This is a genomic window from Pseudarthrobacter sp. 10T415 (assembly GCF_056394175.1).
In genome coordinates this window covers 1-13550 of the sequence record NZ_JBFTHJ010000030.1, presented here as the reverse complement: position 1 = coordinate 13550, position 13550 = coordinate 1, and the positions used below count along the sequence as shown (strand labels likewise).

General features: G+C 67.0%; 15 protein-coding genes. 9 read left to right on the top strand and 6 right to left on the bottom strand.

The window, feature by feature from the left end:
• From lepB (AC1DBN_RS20855) to AC1DBN_RS20815, 9 genes are all read left to right on the top strand, one after another.
• Nucleotides 1-678 carry a signal peptidase I gene (lepB, locus tag AC1DBN_RS20855; RefSeq protein ID WP_091720895.1) on the top strand — a complete coding sequence of 226 codons (678 nt, stop codon included), beginning with the start codon at nt 1-3 and terminating at the stop codon, nt 676-678.
• A complete protein-coding gene (lepB, locus tag AC1DBN_RS20850) occupies nt 679-1551 on the top strand; it encodes a signal peptidase I (protein ID WP_091720893.1) in 873 nt (290 codons plus the stop codon).
• 2 nt (nt 1552-1553) lie between these two features.
• Nucleotides 1554-2336, top strand: a complete 783-nt coding sequence (locus AC1DBN_RS20845; RefSeq protein WP_314213428.1) for a ribonuclease HII — start codon at nt 1554-1556, stop codon at nt 2334-2336.
• A 79-nt stretch (nt 2337-2415) separates the two neighbouring features.
• Nucleotides 2416-2742, top strand: a complete 327-nt coding sequence (locus tag AC1DBN_RS20840) for a DUF2469 domain-containing protein (protein WP_015937397.1) — start codon at nt 2416-2418, stop codon at nt 2740-2742.
• 148 nt (nt 2743-2890) lie between these two features.
• The gene (locus AC1DBN_RS20835; protein WP_091720888.1) at nt 2891-3247 is read left to right on the top strand and encodes a YraN family protein; all 357 of its coding nucleotides are present in this window, start codon (nt 2891-2893) and stop codon (nt 3245-3247) included.
• Complete coding sequence (locus AC1DBN_RS20830; protein ID WP_314213425.1) at nt 3248-4792, top strand: YifB family Mg chelatase-like AAA ATPase; 1545 nt, start codon at nt 3248-3250, stop codon at nt 4790-4792.
• Entirely contained in the window at nt 4789-5997 is a 1209-nt protein-coding gene (dprA, locus tag AC1DBN_RS20825; protein ID WP_477724136.1) for a DNA-processing protein DprA, read from the top strand. Before AC1DBN_RS20830 ends, dprA begins: the two co-directional genes overlap by 4 nt.
• Nucleotides 5998-6165: 168 nt before the next feature.
• Nucleotides 6166-7053: a tyrosine recombinase XerC gene (locus AC1DBN_RS20820; RefSeq protein ID WP_091724000.1), complete on the top strand. Its 888-nt coding sequence runs from the start codon at nt 6166-6168 to the stop codon at nt 7051-7053.
• A 244-nt stretch (nt 7054-7297) separates the two neighbouring features.
• Complete coding sequence (locus tag AC1DBN_RS20815) at nt 7298-7801, top strand: DUF3145 domain-containing protein (protein WP_015937393.1); 504 nt, start codon at nt 7298-7300, stop codon at nt 7799-7801.
• 122 nt (nt 7802-7923) lie between these two features.
• Here the strand turns inward: AC1DBN_RS20815 and AC1DBN_RS20810 are convergent, their stop codons facing one another.
• The 6 genes from AC1DBN_RS20810 to AC1DBN_RS20785 form a co-directional block, all read right to left on the bottom strand.
• Complete coding sequence (locus tag AC1DBN_RS20810) at nt 7924-9159, bottom strand: beta-ketoacyl-[acyl-carrier-protein] synthase family protein (protein ID WP_091720882.1); 1236 nt, start codon at nt 9157-9159, stop codon at nt 7924-7926.
• Between the two features lie 189 nt (nt 9160-9348).
• Complete coding sequence (locus AC1DBN_RS20805; protein ID WP_009359314.1) at nt 9349-9594, bottom strand: acyl carrier protein; 246 nt, start codon at nt 9592-9594, stop codon at nt 9349-9351.
• 83 nt (nt 9595-9677) lie between these two features.
• Nucleotides 9678-10739, bottom strand: coding sequence for a beta-ketoacyl-ACP synthase III (locus AC1DBN_RS20800; protein WP_091720880.1), 1062 nt, complete (start codon nt 10737-10739; stop codon nt 9678-9680).
• The gene (locus tag AC1DBN_RS20795; RefSeq protein WP_477724135.1) at nt 10736-11665 is read right to left on the bottom strand and encodes an ACP S-malonyltransferase; all 930 of its coding nucleotides are present in this window, start codon (nt 11663-11665) and stop codon (nt 10736-10738) included. Before AC1DBN_RS20795 ends, AC1DBN_RS20800 begins: the two co-directional genes overlap by 4 nt.
• Nucleotides 11666-11753: 88 nt before the next feature.
• Nucleotides 11754-12998: a PucR family transcriptional regulator gene (locus tag AC1DBN_RS20790; protein ID WP_314213417.1), complete on the bottom strand. Its 1245-nt coding sequence runs from the start codon at nt 12996-12998 to the stop codon at nt 11754-11756.
• A 224-nt stretch (nt 12999-13222) separates the two neighbouring features.
• Nucleotides 13223-13550, bottom strand: a 328-nt coding sequence (locus AC1DBN_RS20785; RefSeq protein WP_477724134.1) for a transketolase-like TK C-terminal-containing protein, incomplete at its 5' end; no start/stop codon positions are given.

The following is a 13550-nucleotide window of genomic DNA, read 5'->3' as shown; positions in this document are numbered from 1 at the left end:
ATGGACCAGACAAAACGCCAGCCCAGGAAACCGGGCTGGCGTTTTGCGTTCCTTGCACTTTTCCTCGCGGTCGTCATCAGCGGCCTGGTCCGCTCGCTGTGGCTGGACATCTACTTCATCCCTTCGGAATCGATGGAGCCCCTGCTGGAAGGCGGGGACCGGATCCTGGTGTCCCGGACCGACTTCACGGCCGAACCCATCCGGCGCGGGGACGTGGTGGTCTTCGACGGACGCGGCACGTTTGCCCCGCTCAACAGCGGCAAGGGGCCGTTGGCGGACGCCGCGGCCGCGGCCACCCGGTGGCTGGGGCTGACAGGGAGCGACACCACGTACGTCAAGCGGGTCATCGGACTGCCCGGGGATTCCGTGGTGTGCTGCGATGCGGCCGGCAAAGTCACCGTCAACGGCCACCCCGTGGACGAACCCTACGTCTTCCCGGGAGACGTGCCCAGCACCCAGAAATTCAATTCAGTGGTCCCGGCAGGCCGGCTCTGGCTCATGGGCGACCACCGGTCCGTGTCCGCCGACTCGCGAAGCCTGCTGGGGGCCCCCGGTGGCGGCATGGTTCCGCTGGACCGTGTCATCGGCCGGCCCGTCCAGATCGTCTGGCCGCTTGATAGATTTGCTCCAGTACCAAGGCCGGCTGCGGCTGCACCAACCCCAGAGAACGGACAGTAGATGCCCGAGAACCACGCGCGGACACCCGAACCGCGGCGCGATGGAGCCGCGGACGAGCCCGCCGGGCAGTCACCCGAACCAGCCGCGGCTCCGGATCCCGCGCCTGACGCCGGGACCGAAGCCGCGCACGGCAACGCAGAGCCCGCCCAGGCTCCCAGCCGCTCGGCTGCCAAGGCCGCGGGCAAGCCGTCAGGCAAGGACTCGGGCAGCCCGCTGTTTGCCTGGCTCAAGGAAGTAGCCACAGTGGTGGTGATCGCCGTCGTGCTGTCCTTCCTCATCAAGACCTTCCTGTTCCGCGCGTTCTTCATCCCCTCCGAGTCCATGGTGAACACCCTGGACATTGACGACCGGATTTTCGTTAACCTCCTGGTGCCGGAACCCTTCGCCCTCAGCCGCGGAGACGTCGTCGTCTTCCGCGATACCAAGGGCTGGCTCCCGCCGGCGGCACCCGAGGCGAAGGGGCCGTTCACCTGGGTCCAGGACGGCCTGACCTTTGTCGGCCTGCTCCCCGACAACACCGACCAGCACCTCGTCAAACGGGTCATCGGGCTGCCGGGCGACCACGTGGTCTGCTGCGACGCCGGCGGTAAGCTGACCATTAACGGCACCGCGGTGGATGAGGCCTACATCAACCCGGCAGAAGTCCCGCAGGTCCGCAACTTCGACGTCACGGTCCCGGAAGGCAAGGTATGGGTGATGGGCGATAACCGGAACCACTCCGCCGACTCCCGCTCCCACATGGAGTCCGATGGCGGCTTCATCGACCTCAGCGACCTTGAAGGCAAAGCAGCGGTGATCGCCTGGCCGCTCAACCGCATCACCACCCTGGGGAACTACCCTGAAGTGTTCCGCGACGTCCCCGCGGCGCCCTGACCATGACCCAGGTAGTAGCCGCCGGGACGGCCAAAGCGCCCGCCAAGCCAAGGTCCGGATCGTCAAAGGTCACGGGCCGCGGCAAAGCACCCACGCTGCGCCATGAGCGGACCTTCAAGGCGCGGGGCGTGCGGCTTCTTGCCGGGGTAGACGAGGTGGGCCGCGGCGCACTGGCCGGTCCCGTGAGCGTGGGGATCGCCGTCGTCGACCTTGAACGCCAGAAGCCCCTGGCAGGGGTACGCGACAGCAAGCTCCTCAGCGCCCCCGAGCGCGAGCGGCTGGAGCCTTTGGTACGCCGCTGGAGCGTGGCCTCCGCGGTGGGGCATGCCTCGGCTCACGAGATTGACGCCCTGGGAATCATTGCGGCCTTGCGGCTGGCCGGAACGCGGGCCTGGCAGGACATCCTGTCCGCCGGGGTCATTCCGGACATGGTGCTGCTGGACGGAAGCCACAACTGGCTTTCCCCGGCAGAGCAGCTGTCGCTCTTCGACCAGGAGGTGCCGGAGGCAGCATGCGACGCTCCGGTGCACACCAAGATCAAAGCGGACATGCAGTGCCTGAGCGTGGCCGCGGCCAGCGTCATCGCCAAGGTTGAGCGGGACCGGACCATGCGTGAACTTCACGCCGAGTATCCCGACTTTGGCTGGGAAATCAACAAGGGCTACGCCACGGTGCTGCACCGCGACGTGCTTCGTGCCGCCGGACCCACTCCCTACCACCGGGTGAGCTGGCGCCTCCTGGGCGGGGAACTCCAGGGCGCCGGCGAGATGCCGGGCGGGGACTGACCCCTTTCCTGGCCTCCTCTGCGCCTGCTCCGGGGCCGTTGCGGCTCCGGCACTGTCGGACATGGTGCAAGATGGAAGCATGAGTGCCGAGGACCTTGAAAACTATGAAACCGACATGGAGCTGCAGCTCTACCGTGAATACCGCGACGTTGTCGGACTGTTCAGCTACGTAGTCGAGACCGAACGGCGCTTCTACCTGGCCAACCACGTGGACCTGCAGGCCCGCAGCGCCGATGGCGAGGTCTACTTCGACCTGACCCTCTCTGATGCATGGGTCTGGGATGTGTACCGGTCTGCACGCTTCGTCAAGAGCGTCCGCGTCCTCACCTTCAAGGACGTTAACGTGGAAGAACTTCCGCGGAACGAGGAACTGGCACTGCCGAAAGACGTAGACCTGGGCAACTAGGGTACGCCGGCTCCAATAGCGCCGCGGGGTCCGCGGCGCATGGCCCTCCACGTGGACTATCCCTCCACACCGCCGCCGTCATGCACATAGGGGATGAGCTCCCTGTCCTCCGCAACCTCACGCCCGCAGGCTGGTTGCGGAGGTAGAAATGAAAGCCAAAGATTTGCTCGGCCGGCATGGCGAAGACCTCGCCGTCGGCTATCTCGAGACCCTCGGCATGCTGATAGTGGAACGCAACTGGCGCTGCAGCGAAGGCGAAATTGACGTGGTCGCGCTGGACGGGGACGCGCTGGTCATCGCTGAGGTGAAGACGCGCCGGTCCCTTGACTACGGCCACCCGTTCGAGGCGGTGGGACCGGACAAGCTTGCCCGGCTGCACCGGCTCGGCGCGGCCTGGTGCAGGGACCGTGAGCTGAGGATGCCGCTGCGCCGCGTGGACGTCATCGCTGTGGTTGACGACGGCGGCGGCAATCCCGTGGTGGAGCACCTCAAGGGGGTGGGCTGAATGGCGCTCGGACGCACCTATTCGGTGGCGCTCGTGGGCCTGAACGGCTACATGGTTGAGGTCGAAGCCGATATTGGCCAAAGCCTTCCGGCGTTCGTGATTCTGGGACTTCCGGATGCGGCGCTGAACGAAGCCAGGGAGCGCATACGCTCCGCGGCAAAGAACTCAGGGATACCCCTCAGCCGCCGCAAGATCACCGCCAACCTGATCCCTGCTTCATTGCCCAAGCGCGGTTCCGGCTTTGACCTCGCCGTGACCATGGCGGTGCTCCGGGCAGCCAATGACATCCGGCCCACAGGACGTTCCGTCTTCATCGCCGAACTTGGCCTTGACGGCAGGCTCCGGCCTGTCCGCGGCATACTCCCCGCGGTCATGGCGGCTGTGCAGGCCGGGTACCCCGATGTTGTGGTGGCGCAGGCAAACCTCGCCGAAGCCTCTCTGGTGCCCGGAGCCAACGTCAGCGGATACCGGACCCTGGCACGGCTCGCCCTCGATTTCGGTGCCGACCCCCAGGAGCTTGCCCTGGACTTCGAGCCCGACGACGTCGAGGACGATGCAGGAGCGTCGGGGGAAGCGGCCCCCTGCCCGGACATGGCAGATGTGTCCGGGCAGGGAGAGGCCCGCAAAGCGTTGGAGGTGGCGGCGGCGGGCGCCCACCACCTGCTGCTCACCGGGCCGCCCGGAGCCGGGAAGACCATGCTGGCGGAGCGGCTGCCGGGGATCCTGCCGGACCTTGCGGACCGCGAATCCATGGAGGTGACGGCCATCCATTCCCTTTGCGGACTGCCCTCGTCACAGGTCCAGCTGCTACGGCGGCCGCCCTTTGAGAACCCGCACCACACAGCTACCGCCGCGGCCATTATTGGCGGCGGCTCCGGACTGCCGCGGCCCGGGGCTGCATCCCGCGCCCACCGCGGTGTGCTGTTCCTCGACGAGGCGCCCGAGTATGAACGCAGGGTGCTCGATGCGCTGCGGCAGCCGCTGGAAAGCGGCGAGCTGGTGATTCACCGGTCAGCCGGGACAGCAGCCTACCCGGCACGGTTCCAGCTGGTGCTGGCAGCCAATCCATGCCCCTGCGGCAAGGCTTCAGGCAAAGGACTGGACTGCACCTGCACGCCCATGATGCGGCGCCGGTACCTTGCCAGGATGTCCGGGCCCCTGCTGGACCGGGTAGACATCCAGCTGCAGGTTGAGCGGGTTTCGCTGGCTGACTTCGGGCAGGCCGGCGCCGAGGAAGACACCGCATCAGTGGCCCGTCGGGTCAGGGATGCACGCCAACGCCAGGTACAGCGGCTTGGTCCCCTCGGGCTGGAGACGAACTCCCAGGTGTCCGGCCGGGTCCTCCGCGGCGAACTGCGGTTGCCTCCCGGTGTTACCCGGATTCTGGATCACTCGCTGGAACGCGGAATACTGACGGCACGGGGATACGACCGCGTCCTTCGGTTGGCTTGGACGCTGGCCGACCTTGGCCTGCGGGATGCTCCGGATGTAAACGACGTGGGGCAGGCGCTGGGCCTGCGGCAGGCAACGGCGGCCGCGGCATGACCGGCGCCACTGAAACAACCATGACCCCGGAACGCCTCGCCCGTGCTGCGCTCTCGCGTCTGATGGAACCGCAGGATGCCGCAGGCCTTGCCTTGGTCCAGGTGGCAGGAGCAGTGGATGGGCTTCGGATTGCCACGGGCCAGGTGGCCGCGGGGCCGGGGCTCGAACAGGAAATTTCAGTCATGCTGACGGACAACGGCCCGTCCGCAAGCTGGTCAGGTTTGGCCGCGGCCCTGAAACGGTGGCAACCCCGGATCCCGGATCTCGCACCCGAGCGGGACCTGGCTACTATGGCCCGGCTCGGCGGCCGCCTGATCGTCCCTTCGGACGAGCTCTGGCCTGCACAGCTTGCCGATCTCGGCATCCAGGAGCCCATCTGCCTCTGGTGGCGGGGCCACGAACAGCCCCTTCCCGCCCTGGAAACCAGTATCGCCTTGGTGGGCTCCCGTGACAGTACAAGCTACGGTGCCTCGGTTACCGGTGACCTTGCGTACTCCCTGGCGCAGCGGGGGATGACAGTGGTCTCCGGCGGGGCATATGGCATCGATGCACACGCCCACCGGGCCGCACTTGCCGGCGGCTCGGGAGCCGTTCCAACCATCGCCGTCATGGCCGGTGGGGTGGACCGCTTCTACCCTTCAGGAAACGAGGACCTCCTCCGGGCTGTCTGCAACCGGGGAGCTGTGCTCGCCGAAGTGCCTCCGGGTTCGGCGCCAACCCGGTACAGGTTCCTGCAGCGGAACCGCCTGATTGCGGCGCTGTCAGCCGTCACCGTGGTGGTTGAGGCAAGGTGGCGGTCCGGGGCGCTCAACACCGCGCACCACGCGGAAACCCTGGGCCGCGCCGTCGGCGCGGTTCCCGGTTCGGTGCACAGCGCCAACTCGGCCGGCTGCCACAGGCTCCTCCGCGATGGGGGAGCGGTCTGCGTGACCGACGCCGCCGAGGTCGCCGAGCTTGCCGCACCCAGCGGGACTGCCCTCCCGGACCAGCGGCAGGTTGCTGCGCAGGTCCAGGACGGGCTGACGCTTGAGGACCTGATCCTCCTGGACGCACTGCCCCTTCGCTCCACCACATCGGTGGAGAAGCTGGCGGCAGTCGCCGGCCTGGGCCAGGACTCTGTCCGGGCCGGGCTGGGCCGCCTGGGGCTCCTGGGGCTGGCAGTCTCGGAACGGGGCGGCTGGAAGCGGGGCAAAGCCACCGACTGACTGAAAACAACCCGGCGCCGGCCGACAACGCGTCAGCATCACCTCACCGATGGCCCCGGATCGCCGGTGGGCCGTGTCCGGCCGCAATGCGGGGCCGGCACCTGAGAAAGTAGGAGGGTGGAACATGCTGAACGGCCCCCCGGGCTGCCCCCGACACTCCTGCAGGCCATGGAAGGGTTTGCCGCGTACCTTTCCGGCGAACGGGCAGTATCCCCCCACACCCGGCGCGCATACCTTGGCGACCTTGAAAGCCTCCTGGCTTTCGCTGCTTCCGAGGGGGCCACGGAGCTCCAGGACCTCGAACTGGGAACCCTCCGCCGGTGGCTGGGCGCCCAGAGCCAGTCCGGGGCGGCCCGGGCCACACTGGCGCGGCGCTCCGCCACAATCCGGGCCTTCACCGCCTGGGCCCTGCGGGAAGAGCACCTCGACGCCGATCCTGCCCTCCGGCTCAAAGCACCCAAGCGTGAGCGGTCGCTCCCGGGGGTCCTGCAGGCGTCGCAGCTCGAGCGGCTGTTGAAGGATCTTGAGGCACGCGCTGCCGATGGTGATCCGATGGCAGTGCGGAACCGGGCCATCGTCGAACTGCTCTACGCCACAGGCGTCCGTGTGGGTGAGTTGGCCGGCCTGGACGTGGACGACCTGGACCCGGACCGCAGGACACTTCGGGTGATCGGCAAGGGCAACAAGGAGCGCACCGTTCCCTATGGTGTACCGGCTGCCTTGGCTGTCGACGACTGGCTGCGCCGGGGTCGGCCGCTGATGGCAAAGGACACCAGCGGGCCGGCGTTGTTCCTCGGGCTCCGGGGCGGCCGGGTGGACCAGCGCCAGGTCCGCTCCGTTGTCCACGGCCTCTTTGAAGCCATGGGGGACACCTCGGCCTCGGGTCCGCACGCACTGCGGCACTCGGCGGCCACCCACCTTCTGGACGGCGGCGCGGACCTGCGTGCCGTCCAGGAAATCCTGGGCCACAGCAGCCTTGCAACCACCCAGATCTACACCCACGTGTCCGTGGACCGGCTGCGGAAAAGCTACCAACAGGCCCACCCGAGGGCCTGAGCCGACGTGAGGCGCATCGCACTGGCGTAACCAGGCGGGGTACGGCACAATAAGAGTCACGTCCGGCAACTTTCAAGTGCCTCTTGAAGCTCTCAGGCTTCATGCGGCACATCGAGTCCGGACACTGTTTAATCTGATACAGCTGAATAACCAGGCAGGACACAGCCGCCGCAGCACAAGGCGCAGAAGTTCCGTCCAGGCGCAGGTCGTTGGGGAAGACGTACCTAGAGCTATGGAGGATGGAATGTCTGTTGCAATGACCCGCGGTGTGCTGTTCGTTCACTCGGCCCCTACGGCCCTGTGCCCTCATGTCGAGTGGGCCATTGGATCCGTTGTGGACAAGCGCACGGATCTTGAGTGGACCCCTCAGCCCGCCGCGCCCGGAATGTTCCGGGCCGAGCTGTCCTGGGCCGGAACTCCCGGCACCGGGTCCAAACTGGCGTCGTCCCTTCGCGGGTGGGCCCACCTGCGCTACGAAGTCACTGAGGAACCCAGCCAGGGCGTCGACGGCGGCCGCTGGTCCCACACTCCCGAACTGGGCATATTCCACGCCGTCACGGACGTGCACGGAAACATTATGGTCTCCGAGGACCGGATCCGTTATGCCTATGAATCGGGCGCCGGCGATCCGTCCGCTGTCTATCATGAGCTGTCGCTCGCGTTGGGCGAGGCGTGGGACGAGGAACTTGAACCGTTCCGGCACGCGGCCGAGGGCGCACCTGTGCGCTGGCTCCACCAGGTGGGCTGACCGCCGTCGTTCCCCCTTGCAGTACCGCAAGGCTCCATAGCAAAAGGAGGAGGCCCCGCCTGATGGCGGGGCCTCCTCCTTTGTGCGCCAGTGCCGGCCCGGAAAGCCGGCGGCCGAAAGTCCTAGACGCTGCGGACGGCAACGACGGCGTTGTGGCCACCGAAGCCGAACGAGTTGCTGAGTGCCACGATGTTGCCGGCGGGAAGGTCCCGTGCGGACGTCACGACGTCGAGCGGGATCTCGGGGTCCTGGTTTTCCAGGTTGATCGTTACCGGGGCCTTGCGCTCGTAGACGGCCAGGACCGTCAGCACAGCCTCCACGGCGCCTGAGGCGCCGAGCAGGTGCCCCATCTGCGACTTGGTTGCGGAGACGGCCACACTCTCAAGCTGGGAACCGAGGGCGGCGCGCAGGGCGGTGTATTCGGGCTTGTCGCCAACGGGCGTGGATGTGGCGTGTGCATTGACGTGCACAACGTCCTCGGCTTGGATCCGGCCGTCGAACATGGCAGCCTTCAGTGCGCGGGTGGCACCCAGGCCCTGAGGGTCCGGAGCAGTGATGTGGTATGCGTCAGCCGTAACGGATGTGCCGGCCAGTTCACCGTAAATGCGGGCACCGCGGGCGAGGGCATGTTCCTCTGCTTCAAGGACCAGGGCACCAGCGCCTTCGCCCATAACGAAGCCGTCGCGGTCGATGTCGTAGGGACGGGACGCCCGCTGCGGGTCGTCGTTCCTGCGGGACAGGGCCTGCATGGACGCGAAAGCGGCCAGGGGCATGGGGTGGATGGCTGCCTCGGCGCCGCCACACATGACTACGTCAGCCTTGCCGGAGCGGATCAGTTCCAGGCCCAGGTGCATGGCCTCGGTGCCGGAGGCGCAGGCGGAGACGGGGGTGTGGGCGCCGGCCCGTGCACCAAGGTCGAGGCTGACGGCCGCGGCAACTCCGTTGGGCATGAGCATGGGAACGGTCATTGGCAGGACCCGGCGGGGGCCCTTTTCCTTCAGCGTGTCCCAGGCGTCCAGCAGGGTCCAGACGCCGCCGATGCCGGTGGCGAATGCCACGGCCAGCCGGTCCTGGTCGATCTCGGTGATGCCTGAGTCGGCCCACGCCTCGCGGGCCGCGATCACGCCGAACTGGGTGGAGGGGTCCATGCGCTTTGCCTCGACGCGCGAAAGGACGTCGAGGGCGGGGGTGCTGCAGCGTGCCGCGAAGTGCACGGGAAGTTCATACTTGGCCACCCAGTCGTCCTCCAGGGTGCGGGCACCGGAGACCCCCTTGAGCGCGTTCTTCCACATTGTGGGTACATCGCCGCCGATGGGTGTGGTGGCACCCAGTCCGGTGATGACTACTTTGCGTGTCATGGGATCACTCTTTCGTCGGTGGGAAACCGTCTCCGTCTGCCGGAGGGTCCCGCATCTTGATGGCCGGCGCGGCCGGTGTGGAGGCCGGCGCCAGGTAAAGCAAAAAGTGGCTGGAAATACGGCGGGCTGCCGGCCCGGTCATCCGGACCGGCAGCCCTGGCCATGCCGCAGGAGCGGCGGAAGCTGTAACTAGGCCTGTGCGCCGGCGATGAAGCTGACGGCGTCGCCAACGGTCTTGAGGTTCTTGACCTCTTCGTCCGGAATACGGACGCCGAACTTCTCTTCGGCGTTAACCACGATGGTCATCATCGAGATGGAGTCGATGTCCAGGTCCTCGGTGAAGGACTTGTCCAGCTCCACGGCCTCGGGGGCCAGGCCGGTTTCCTCGTTGACGATTTCAGCCAGGCCGGCCAGGATCTCTTCGTTGCTAGCCATTGATGGCTCCTTTTCTTGTATTGCCGGCAGGGGCTGCCGGAAATGGATCAGGCCGCGGGTGCGGCCCCTTTGATGGGACGATGCTAGGGAAGGACAATTACCTGTGCGCCGAAAACCAGGCCCGCGCCGAAGCCGATCTGCAGGGCGAGCCCGCCGCTAAGCTCCGGGTTTTCCTGCAGCAGGCGGTGGGTTGCCAGCGGAATGGAAGCCGCGGACGTGTTGCCGGCGTCGGCAATGTCCCGTGCAACTGTAACCGTCTCGGGCAGCTTCAGCTTCTTGACCATCTCATCGATGATGCGCATGTTCGCCTGGTGGGGGATGAAAGCCACCAGGTCTTCGGCCTCCACGCCGGCAGCGTCCAGCGCCTGCTGGGCGACTTTGGCCATTTCCCACACAGCCCACCGGAATACGGTCTGGCCGTCCTGCCGGAGGGTGGGGTAGAGCTCCTGGGCTTCTTCCAGCAGGGCAAGGTCACCGGTGGAATCGGACTGGCGGGCGGCCATGCCCAGGTCCCGGACATCAAGCAAGGAACGGGTCATGCCAATGGCATCCCACTTGCTGCCATCCGAGCCCCAGACGGAGGGGGCGATGCCGGGCGTGTCGGACGGCCCGATCACCACAGCGCCGGCGCCGTCGCCGAGGAGGAAAGAAATGGTGCGTTCGCGGTTGTCGATAACATCGGAGAGCTTCTCGGCGCCGACCACCAGGACGTACTTCGCGGCCCCGGAGCGGACGAGCGCGTCGGCCTGGGCGATGCCGTAGCAGTACCCGGCGCAGGCTGCGGAGATGTCGAAGGCGGGTGCAGGCGTTGCCCCGAGCCGGTCAGCCAGGCTCGCGGCCGCAGACGGGGTCGCATAGGGGTGCGTCACGGTGGACACGATGACGGCGCCGAGGTCCGTGGCTTCGACGCCTGCCTTCGCCAGGGCTTCGCGGGCAGCACCCTCGGCCATGTCGATGACGCTGACGCCGGCTGCGGCGCGGTGCCGGGTCACGATGCCCGTGCGCTGGCGGATCCACTCATCCGACGAGTCGATCCACTGGCAGACGTCGTCGTTGGTGACAATGACATCGGGGCGGTAGGCGCCCAGACCCAGGATGCGGGTGTGCTCCTGCAGGGGAGCCTGCTTCAGTGTGGGAACGCTCATGCGCCGCCCTCCAGTTCAGCGAAGAGTGCCAGCGCGGCGGAGAGGTCATCGGGAGTCTTGACCGCGACGGTCTTGACGCCGGGCATGCCGCGCTTGGCCAGCCCGGCCAGGGTGCCTGCCGGGGCCAGTTCGATGACTCCGGTGACGCCTCGCTTGACCAGGGATTCCATGCAGAGGTCCCAGCGCACCGGCCGTGACACCTGGGCGATCAGGCTTTCGACGGCGGCAGTACCGTCGGTGACTTCGCCGCCGTCGTAGTTGGACAGCAGCGGCACGGTCGGCGCCTGCGGCTTCAGCTGCGGCGCAATGGCCTGCAGGGCGCTGACGGCGGGGGACATGTGCCTCGTGTGGAAGGCCCCGGCAACCTTGAGCGGGATGACCCGCGCCTTGGCCGGCGGGTTATCCGCCAGGGCCTTGAGCTGTTCGAAGGTGCCGGCGGCTACGGTCTGGCCGGCCCCGTTGACGTTGGCGGGCGTGGCGCCGGCAGCCTCAATGGCTGCCAGGACTTCCGCGGGATCGCCACCAACAACTGCGCTCATGCCGGTGGGAGTAACGGCTGCGGCGGCCGCCATGCTGTTCGCGCGTTCGCGGACGAACGTCATGGCTTCGTCCTGGGTGAGGACGCCGGCCAGGGCCGAGGCGGTGATTTCGCCGACGGAGTGGCCTGCGAGGACCACCGGCAGGGAACTGAGTTCAACGTCGAAAAGCGAGGAAGCTGCGATGAGTCCGGCGGCGACGATCAGGGGCTGCGCAACGGCAGTGTCCTTGATGGTTTCCTCGTCCGAGGTGGTCCCGTGGGCCGCCAGGTCGATCCCGGCGATCTCGCTGAGGGCGGCCAGCTGGCCTTCCACCTGGGGCAGTTCCAGCCAGGGGGCAAGAAAACCCGGGGTCTGTGAGCCCTGTCCAGGGCAGACTATTGCAAGCACGTAACCAGCTTTCCAAATTACTGTGTGGTCCAGCGGTGTTTGTCCGCACCAACCTCACGGGGTCAGGTTGTAGGAAGTCTACAACGCCTTAGGTCTGATTCCGGGACGGTTGCCGCTCCGTGGCGGACTTGGGCGGGCCGGAAAGGCGCCCCACAACGAGGGCCGCCTGCAGGACGAATGCTTCGCGCGGCAGGAGCGGATCCCACCCGGTGACGTCGCAAACCCGCTTCAGCCGGTACCGCACCGTGTTGGCGTGGACGAAAAGTTCCCGTGCTGTGGCCTCCAGCGAATGGCCCAGTTCAAGGTATGTGCCCAGCGTCTCCACCAGGCCGTTTGAAGCGGCAAGGAGGGGCCGGTAGATGTTTTTGACGAGGGAGCGGCGGGCCGCATCGTCACCCGAGATGACGCGCTCGGGAAGGAGGTCGTCAGCGGCCACGGGACGCGGCGCCGAGGGCCAGGCGCGTGCCGCCGTCAGGCCCGCGAAGGCTGACTGTGCCGAGCTGCTGGCCTCCAGCAGCGAACTGGCTTCCGGACCGTACACCACTGGCCCCGGGGCGAACATTTCGCTGAGTTTCACATAAGCGGTTTCGCGGTCCTGGACGCCGCCGAGGATGAGGATCAGCCGGTCGCCCTGGATTCCCACCAGAGCATCTTCGGCATACCGGCCCGCCATCCGCCGCAGTTCACTGACGTAGCTGGCGCTGGGCTCGGACGGGGAATTGCCTACCATCACGGTGAAACGCTCCTGCGCCTTCCAGCCGAGCGCTGCGATCCGGGAGCGCAGCGCATCCGTGTTTTCACCCCGCAGGATGGCATCAACAATGAGCGCTTCAAGCCGCGTGTCCCAGGAACCCCGGGATTCGGCTGCGCGGGCATAGACATCGGCTGCGGCGAAAGCCACTTCCCGCGAATACCGCAGCACCGCCTCCCGCAGCGAAGGCTGGTCCGCCTCGGGCGCTATCACCGGCACCTGGTCTTCGACCACTTCCACGACGATGCGGATGAGCTGCAGCGCCTTTTGCAGGCTGATGGATCGCGTCAGCTCGGTGGGAGCGGTGCCGAAAACGTCAGTCAGGATCCAGGAGGGGGAGCTGGGACGCTCATACCAGGTGACGAACGCGGCGATGCCGTTCTGGGCCACCATGCCCAGCGCCGACCTTTCATCGGCGCTTAGCCGGCTGTACCAGGGCAGCGACTGTTCCAGTTGCCGCATGGTGGTGGTGGAGAGCTGGCCCACGTTGGCCCGCAGTTTCTTCAGGGTCTCGGACTTCTCCGGAGTGACCTTCGGCTGGGGCGGTTTACGCTTCGCAGGCTGCGTGGATGGTGCTGGCATCCTCCGAGCATACGGCCAGCAACCGGCAAGCTCCATTTGTGCGAAGGCTACAACACGCTTTGCCCTGCGTCACAGCGGCCAGTGCCCGTAAACGGACGACGGCGGCCCCCGCGCTAGGTGCGGGGGCCGCCGTCGTTGCTGCTGCCGGAAGGAGTTCGTGGTCAGTTATGCCGCTTCAGCACCGCCGAAGTCCGCAAACCGGGTCGAATTCCCTAAGGGAATGGTCAGGCCTCGCCTCCGGTGTTGCCGGTGGTGCCGGCGTTGACGTTGAGCAGCTTGTACTTCTCGATCGCCTTGACGGGGGCGCCGGCATCCACTTCGCCGCGGCGTGCCAGCATCTCCAGGGCACGCACCACGATGGAGTGGGTGTCGTTTTTGAAGTAGCGGCGGGCTGCTGCGCGCGTGTCGGAGAAGCCGAAGCCGTCGGCGCCGAGGGTGGCGTATTCGTTGGGGACGAATTGGCGGATCTGGTCGGGGACGGCTTTCATGTAGTCGGAGACGGCGACGACGGGGCCGGTGGCGCCTTCGAGTTGTTGGGTGACCAACGGGACC

Bases quoted from the DNA above. Each gene is read 5' to 3' on its own strand.
- AC1DBN_RS20845 (WP_314213428.1), top strand. From the start codon at position 1,554: ATGACCCAGGTAGTAGCCGCCGGGACGGCCAAAGCGCCCGCCAAGCCA.
- AC1DBN_RS20835 (WP_091720888.1), top strand. From the start codon at position 2,891: ATGAAAGCCAAAGATTTGCTCGGCCGGCATGGCGAAGACCTCGCCGTC.
- AC1DBN_RS20805 (WP_009359314.1), bottom strand. From the start codon at position 9,594: ATGGCTAGCAACGAAGAGATCCTGGCCGGCCTGGCTGAAATCGTCAAC.
- AC1DBN_RS20790 (WP_314213417.1), bottom strand. From the start codon at position 12,998: ATGCCAGCACCATCCACGCAGCCTGCGAAGCGTAAACCGCCCCAGCCG.
- lepB (WP_091720895.1), top strand. From the start codon at position 1: ATGGACCAGACAAAACGCCAGCCCAGGAAACCGGGCTGGCGTTTTGCG.
- lepB (WP_091720893.1), top strand. From the start codon at position 679: ATGCCCGAGAACCACGCGCGGACACCCGAACCGCGGCGCGATGGAGCC.
- AC1DBN_RS20830 (WP_314213425.1), top strand. From the start codon at position 3,248: ATGGCGCTCGGACGCACCTATTCGGTGGCGCTCGTGGGCCTGAACGGC.
- dprA (WP_477724136.1), top strand. From the start codon at position 4,789: ATGACCGGCGCCACTGAAACAACCATGACCCCGGAACGCCTCGCCCGT.
- AC1DBN_RS20810 (WP_091720882.1), bottom strand. From the start codon at position 9,159: ATGACACGCAAAGTAGTCATCACCGGACTGGGTGCCACCACACCCATC.
- AC1DBN_RS20800 (WP_091720880.1), bottom strand. From the start codon at position 10,739: ATGAGCGTTCCCACACTGAAGCAGGCTCCCCTGCAGGAGCACACCCGC.
- AC1DBN_RS20840 (WP_015937397.1), top strand. From the start codon at position 2,416: ATGAGTGCCGAGGACCTTGAAAACTATGAAACCGACATGGAGCTGCAG.
- AC1DBN_RS20815 (WP_015937393.1), top strand. From the start codon at position 7,298: ATGTCTGTTGCAATGACCCGCGGTGTGCTGTTCGTTCACTCGGCCCCT.
- AC1DBN_RS20820 (WP_091724000.1), top strand. From the start codon at position 6,166: ATGGAAGGGTTTGCCGCGTACCTTTCCGGCGAACGGGCAGTATCCCCC.